Origin of the sequence: Sulfurimonas sp. (assembly GCF_023229025.1) — a bacterium.
Lineage (GTDB): Bacteria > Campylobacterota > Campylobacteria > Campylobacterales > Sulfurimonadaceae > Sulfurimonas.
Genome location: NZ_JALOAA010000062.1, coordinates 1 through 6,821, shown reverse-complemented (window position 1 = coordinate 6,821; position 6,821 = coordinate 1). Strand labels below are relative to the sequence as shown.

The following is a 6,821-nucleotide window of genomic DNA, read 5'->3' as shown; positions in this document are numbered from 1 at the left end:
ATATTTCCCTGCATATTCCACCATGAAACTACTTGACGGAGTTTTATATCATCATTTGCTGCATGGTGTACTTCATCTATAAGAATTGAAAGATTAGGAACGAGTGCTAATTTCTGTTTTAGCTCATTTTCTACAATCTCTTTATCTTCAAAAAAACCTGTTGCTTTGCTGTTTAAAATTACTTTTTCTGCATTTACTACAAAAATCTGACCAAAAGGGTTTGGTAGTATGTTGTTGACTTTTGCCGCATTTGGATTTACCGCAAGATTTGATTTTTTAGCTGTTTTTGGCACATCCAAAACATCAAATTTTAAAAGTTTTTTTATCCTTAGAGCATCACTATCTGGTAAAACCCAACTTCCATCAAAAGAGGCGATTGATTTTAGTGATGGTGCAATAGAATTTTTAAGTCCTGATGGTATGAGAATAAGAAAATTGTGAGCAAAATTTTTATTTTCTGGCTCATTAAGTGCAAAGTACAAATCCAAATAAATAAATGATGCCATGAGAAAAGTTTTACCAGCACCCATAGGAAGTGATAAAAGATAATCACTATAATCTACACCGTAAAATATCTGCTTTATTACCCTTTGACACTCTTTATTTGATATTTTATTATCATTTATATGTTTTGCAAGAGCAGGAAGCTCTTGTTTTGCAAATTGGTAAAGTGAAAGTTTTTGTATCTCTTGCTTTTGCAAAAGATATTTTGCAACCAAATCATCCGTATCAATTTTCTCTAAAAAGAAACCCTCTGAAAAAAGTTGCCATAAGGGTTTATTTTCCCCTTTTATCTTTAGATAAAGATAAATCTCAATCGCTTCAATTTGAGTTTGTCTTAGCTTGTCTTTTGTTTTTATATAGTTAATAATATCTTTAATACTACAATCAGAAGAAGATAACCATTCATCTTTTTGTGATTTTATAATTTTATATAACATTATTATCTTTCAAAGTTATAAATAATTGTACCATTATAGAGTTCCTAAGTGATTTATAATTTACTTTTTGATTATACAAAAATATTTTCTATTTTACTCATATCTAATGCTTGTTAGAAATGGAATTTTAATTGAGTTTAAAAAATAAAAAAAAAGAAAATATATACTATCTTTACATTCAAATATTATACTCTTTGGAAGCTTTCACATCCGCAAACTATCTCAAAATTTGATGTACTTACATCAGACTCTTTTACTAAAAAAGCTACCATAAAATCAGTTGGTTTTCTTATAATATATCTTTTTGCCACAGATGTTCCTAAAATATTGATAAACAGCTCTTCTAATTTTTTTAATCTACACGGCTATTTTTATATTTTTCATGATAGATAAGTGCGAAAACAGATATTAACTCATCCTCAATGATATAAACAACAGTGTATCCTTTAAATATTAAATCTCTAATGTTTTCATCATCATGGTAGATTGATTTTCTATGTTTATATGGCATGTGCAAAATATCTTTACATGACGCAATCAGCTCATCTTTAAATTTTCTAGCTGCAAGAGGTTTGTCTTTTGCTATGAATTGTAATTTCAATGCTAAGGAATCAATAAAATTCTCTTCAAATCTAATCTTCATACGCTTTTATAACCGCTTCTAGCTTTGCCTCTGTATCTTCTAGAGAGTAAAACTTAGCCTTAGCGCTTTTAATTTTTTCTGCTTGCATTGCTACAAATTTTCTATCTTCTTCAAAGAGTGCTTTTTGAACCTCTTTTTCAACTATTTTTTCAAAATCTTCACTTTTTAAAAGTATAAAATCAAGCTTATTGTTTTTTAAAATCCCTATTTTTTCTAACTCTTTTTTATACAACTTAGATGTGATTGTTGCAAAGTTTTTTGCAACTTCTGTTGCACTAAAGAGTTCGTTTGTATTGTAAGCAACCATAATTACTCCCTTTATTTTGCATATTATTTTACCTATTATACAAAATTTTTGCTAAAAATAATATCTATTTTAAGTTCTATAAAGCAAATGTTTTTTTGATTGCATTGTATTTAGATGTTCTTTAAAATCCATCATGCACTCAAAATATCCACAAACTCATTACCGTCTAATGCGCTTAATATCTTGCTATCTACCCTAATTGCAGACTCAATTACTACATTTTGAAGCTTTGAGATTATGGTGACTTTTAGCTCTCTGTTGCCTGGGTTTTGGCGTACTAAGTTATATAAATCATCTAAAATAGTCATATCGCTATCTAATCTAATTGCAAGGTTTATAACTCCAAGAGGCTGCTCTCTTACCTCTTTTTTAGTCTTTTTCGTCTCTTTTTTAGCCTCTTTGAGAGTCATTATCTTGCTAACACCGATTCTTGTAAACATCTCGGTGTGAGTTATCTTTGCCTTGATTGCTATTGGCTCACTTAAATTCATCTCTTGAAGCTGCTCAAGTCTATCAGCAAATAGCATTACCTCTATGTTCCCATGAAAATCCATAAGACTTACTATGCCAAACTGATTTCCTTTTTTGGATGTCTTCTTGGTAATTTCTTCTACTTTTCCTATGAAGATGGCGTAAGAGCCATCTTTTGCACTCTCTATCTCAGATGAGAGTGTATAATCAAGCTCGTCAATCTTCTCTCTATACTCATCAAGCGGATGACCTGAGACGTAAAAGCCCAAAGTCTCTTTTTCAAACTCCAAAATCTCTTTAAGCTCATACTCCTCCGAATTTGCCAAGTTAAGCTCAACATTTGTTATCTCCTCATCATCTCCAAAAAGACTGCCTATTGCATTTTTTCTAGCCATTGAGGCATCTTTTGCGGTATCAACAATCTTCTCAACCTGATCTAAAAGAGCCTTTCTTGAAAACCCAAATCTATCAAAACCACCCGCTTTTATAATTGACTCTATAACTCTTTTATTTACCTTTGAAGGTTCAATCTTATTTACAAAATCTTGAAGTGAGGTAAAATTACCACTCTCTTTTCTAGTCTCTAGTATCGATAAAACGGCCGCTTCTCCGACTCCCTTAATTGCTCCAAGACCAAAAAGAACAATCTCTCTATCATCTTTTGTAATTGCCGAAAACTCAAGTTGAGAGTCACAGATATCAGGAGGAGAGAGCTCTATGCCCATTCGCTTTGTCTCATCAATGTAGCGAACAACTTTATCGGTGTTGTCCTTATCTGAGGTTAAAAGTGCCGCCATAAACTCGTTTGGATAGTATGTTTTAAGCCAAGCCGTCTGAAAGGTAATCATCGCGTAAGCCGCAGAGTGGGATTTGTTAAAACCGTACCCCGCAAACTTCTCAATTAAATCAAAAAGTTTTGAAGCCTCAGCATAATCAAGACCTTGGCTTTGTGCACCTTTTGCAAACTCATCGTTATAGACGGACATATCTTTTTTCTTACCCATAGAGCGGCGGATAATGTCAGAGTAGCCAAGAGAAAAACCACCGACTGTTTGAACTATCTGCATAACTTGCTCTTGATAAACGATAACTCCATAAGTGTTTTTAAGTATAGGTTCCATGCTGTCAAATGTGTATGATATTGCTTGGCGCCCATGTTTACGCTCAATAAAATCATCAAGCATTCCAGACTCCATCGGACCGGGGCGATAGAGTGCTAATACCGCAATCAAATCCTCAAAACTATCGGGTTTTAGGCGCTTATTTAAATCCTGCATCCCAGAACTCTCTATCTGAAACATCCCTACCGTGTTTCCGCTGCGAATGACGTCATAAACCTTTGGGTCATTCTCATCTATCTCATGCCAGAGCACCTCTTTGTTGTAACGAAATTTTATAAGTTTAATAGCATTATCAATTACATCAAGAGTTTTTAGACCCAAGAAGTCAAACTTAATCAAGTCAACATCTTCAAGATAGTTAAGAGAGTACTGTGTTACAAAAACATCCTCGCCGGAGGGTTTGTATATTGGAGTTTTTTTCCAAAGTTCCTCATTTGAGATAACAACTCCCGCAGCATGAATCCCCGAGTTTCGCTTTAGACCTTCTAGCTTCTTTGCAAACTCCCAAACTCTTGCCGCATTAGCGTCAGCTTCTATAAGCTCTTGGAGCTTTGGCTCTTTTTGAAAAGCTCCTGCTATAAACTCTCCGTTTTTCTCTTTGCCGTTTAGTGTTATTCCCAACTCATCCGGAATAAGCTTTGCCATCTTATCGGCTTGAGAGAGCGGCATATCCAAAACTCTAGCTACATCACGGATAACCCCTTTTGCCAGAAGCGAACCAAATGTTATAATCTGCGCAACTTGATTTCTGCCGTATTTCTCTACAACATAGTCTATTACTTCGCCGCGGCGCGCTTGCATAAAGTCCATATCTATATCGGGCATGCTTACACGCTCAGGATTTAAAAATCTCTCAAAGAGCAAATCATATTTCATCGGGTCAATATCTGTGATATTAAGCGAGTAGGCAACAAGACTCCCAGCAGCACTTCCACGCCCCGGTCCAACAGCGATACCCATCTCTTTGGCAACTTTTACAAAATCCCAAACGATTAACATATATCCGGGGAATTTCATAGAGTTGATTACGTTCATCTCAAACTCTAATCTATCTCTATACTCCTGATGTCTCTGTGGCAAAACATGCTTGAGTCTCTCGCTTAAACCTAGCTCGCAGCGATAAACAAAATACTCAGCATCGTTTTTATCCGCCGCACTCTTCCAAGCTCTTATTTGCTCTTTGGTTGCATCATCACTCAGCGGTTCATCATCTTTATTATCAATATCAAGACCATCTGCTCTTGCATACTCTCTTGTAAATTTAAAGTTAGGAGGAATCGGGTCGCCTAGCTTTAACTCCAAGTTACACTTATCCACAATCTCTTGCGTATGTATAATTGCTTCGGGTATATCGGCAAAGAGTCTTGCCATCTGCTCGGGACTCTTTAGATAAAACTCATGCACGGAGTGGCGCATGCGGTTTGGATCATCATAGAGTTTATTCATCCCGATACACATAAACGCCTCATGATACTGTGCATCGCCTGGAAACGTGTAGTGTGTATCATTTGTAGCGACTACTTTTATATCTAGCTCTTTTGAGAGTTTTAGCACCTGCTCATCAATAAAGAGCTGATCGCCTATGCCATGACGCATAAGTTCAAGATAAAAATCATCACCGAAAATCTCTTTATACTCCAATGCTGCCGCTTTTGCACCCCCATACCCAAGTGCTCCGTTTTTAACATTTCTCTCATTTGATAGATTAAGATGCCAGTTTATCTCGCCTTGAAGACACGCACTTGTGCAAATCAACCCTTCGGAGTGTTCACGTAGCTCATTTTTGCTTATCCTTGGAAAGTAGTAAAAACCATCTATAAATGCTTTGGATGAGAGGTACATGAGATTTTCATACCCCTTCTGGTTTTTGGCAAAAAGACAGATATGAAAGCGCTGTTTTGTACTTTTGTCATCAATCGTCTCTCCGTTATGGATGTAGCCCTCCATCCCGATAATAGGCTTGATATCTGCTGCTCTCATCTGTTGATAAAAATCTATCGCACCAAACATATTTCCATGGTCAGTCATGGCAACGGATGTCATTCCAAGTTTTTTTACCTGTGATACTAAATTTGATAACTTGTTTGCACCGTCAAGAAGTGAGTATTCGGTGTGTAGATGTAAGTGTGTAAATGGTTGAGCGCTCATAAATGACCTATCTTTTTTAATTTTATTATAGTAAATTTGACTTAATTCTTCGTAAGGAAAAACTTCTATTATTTATAAATTGCTTCTATCTCTTCGTTTCTTTTTGCAGACTCTAAAATAAAACTCCTAAGCTCTTTATATCCTTGCATATAGTGCTCACTTTTAAAATATTTATGCGAACTCTTAGCGATACCCTCTTTAGAATTTACAAATTTCTCACCCTTTTTTAGATGAATATCCCGAAGATTTGCGCCGGCGCTATCAACTATTTTACTCCACTCCTCAAAACTATGCGATTGAAGATATATTTTGCTGCTTAAGTGGCAGACTCTGCACTCTTTTAAGTAAACCAACTGTCCTTTAAAGGTTGATGCGGCATTTAAAGAGGATTGAAATATAATAAATATGAGAAAAAACAAAAAAGATAGTTTTTTTACTAAAGCGTTGTTACTTTTGATACTCATGTATTTCTCTTAAAATTTCATTTTGTCTTTTAACGATAAATGCATTTAGCTTTAAAGCATCGTCACTGCTTGTAGATATTAAAAATATAATTTTGAGTATCTTCTCATCTTTGCTGATTGTTTTAAGATATTTTAAACCTAAATGCAACTCACTGCCCTCTAATAAAAGTTTTAAAGATTTTCTCTCTTTTAAAAACTCCTCCTCCTCACTGTTTTGTATTTTAATGCTAATGCCCTTCATGGATATATCATAAACCTCAAATTCACGTGAGCCTGCCTCAATAGTGCTATCTGCGCTTAATTTAACTCTCAGTCCGTCTCTTAAGTGCATATCGTTTTTTGAGAGATAGAAGTTCTTTATTGTAAAGAGGTTATTGTCGTTTTTTATTACATCTCCATGTAAAACCGAGGTTCCCTTTTTGGTATTTACCAATAGTAAAATATCTCTCCCTTCAAGTAGTGATATACGGTGTTTTGGCTCCACTAAGACCTCTATAGAGTCAGCATTTATTCTTATGATTTTGCCATAATTCTTTAGAGGAACTCCCTTGTAGAGGGTCAATACTTTTACTTTTTGTATATTGTTTAGCTTGAAATGTTTTGCAACTTTTTCGTCTATATATATCTTTTTGTTCAGATTAATTTTTTCGGGAGAGACTTTTGAAGCTAGAGAGCTGTTTATGCGTGAAAATGCAAATATATCAAAATCTTCATATCTATTATGCT

At 34.9% G+C, this 6,821-nt stretch carries 6 protein-coding genes and 1 pseudogene; all 7 read right to left on the bottom strand.

What is annotated here, in order from left to right; genetic code table 11:
• Positions 1–941: pseudogene (locus M0Q20_RS10610) on the bottom strand (DEAD/DEAH box helicase family protein); the annotation flags it as partial.
• A 185-nt stretch (positions 942–1,126) separates the two neighbouring features.
• On the bottom strand, positions 1,127–1,252 hold the full coding sequence (locus M0Q20_RS10605; protein ID WP_295061739.1) for a hypothetical protein: 126 nt from the start codon (positions 1,250–1,252) through the stop codon (positions 1,127–1,129).
• A gap of 41 nt (positions 1,253–1,293) precedes the next feature.
• On the bottom strand, positions 1,294–1,584 hold the full coding sequence (locus tag M0Q20_RS10600; protein WP_295061736.1) for a type II toxin-antitoxin system RelE/ParE family toxin: 291 nt from the start codon (positions 1,582–1,584) through the stop codon (positions 1,294–1,296).
• Positions 1,574–1,891, bottom strand: coding sequence for a hypothetical protein (locus tag M0Q20_RS10595; RefSeq protein ID WP_295061734.1), 318 nt, complete (start codon positions 1,889–1,891; stop codon positions 1,574–1,576). The genes M0Q20_RS10600 and M0Q20_RS10595 overlap by 11 nt, the downstream gene beginning before the upstream one ends.
• 131 nt (positions 1,892–2,022) lie before the next feature.
• Positions 2,023–5,631 (bottom strand): DNA polymerase III subunit alpha, encoded by a 3,609-nt coding sequence (dnaE, locus tag M0Q20_RS10590; RefSeq protein ID WP_295061731.1) that lies wholly within the window; start codon positions 5,629–5,631, stop codon positions 2,023–2,025.
• Positions 5,632–5,699: 68 nt separating this feature from the next.
• The gene (locus tag M0Q20_RS10585; protein WP_295061728.1) at positions 5,700–6,095 is read right to left on the bottom strand and encodes a hypothetical protein; all 396 of its coding nucleotides are present in this window, start codon (positions 6,093–6,095) and stop codon (positions 5,700–5,702) included.
• On the bottom strand, positions 6,079–6,821 hold a 743-nt coding region (locus M0Q20_RS10580), incomplete at its 5' end, for a hypothetical protein (protein WP_295061725.1). The genes M0Q20_RS10580 and M0Q20_RS10585, both read right to left, overlap by 17 nt.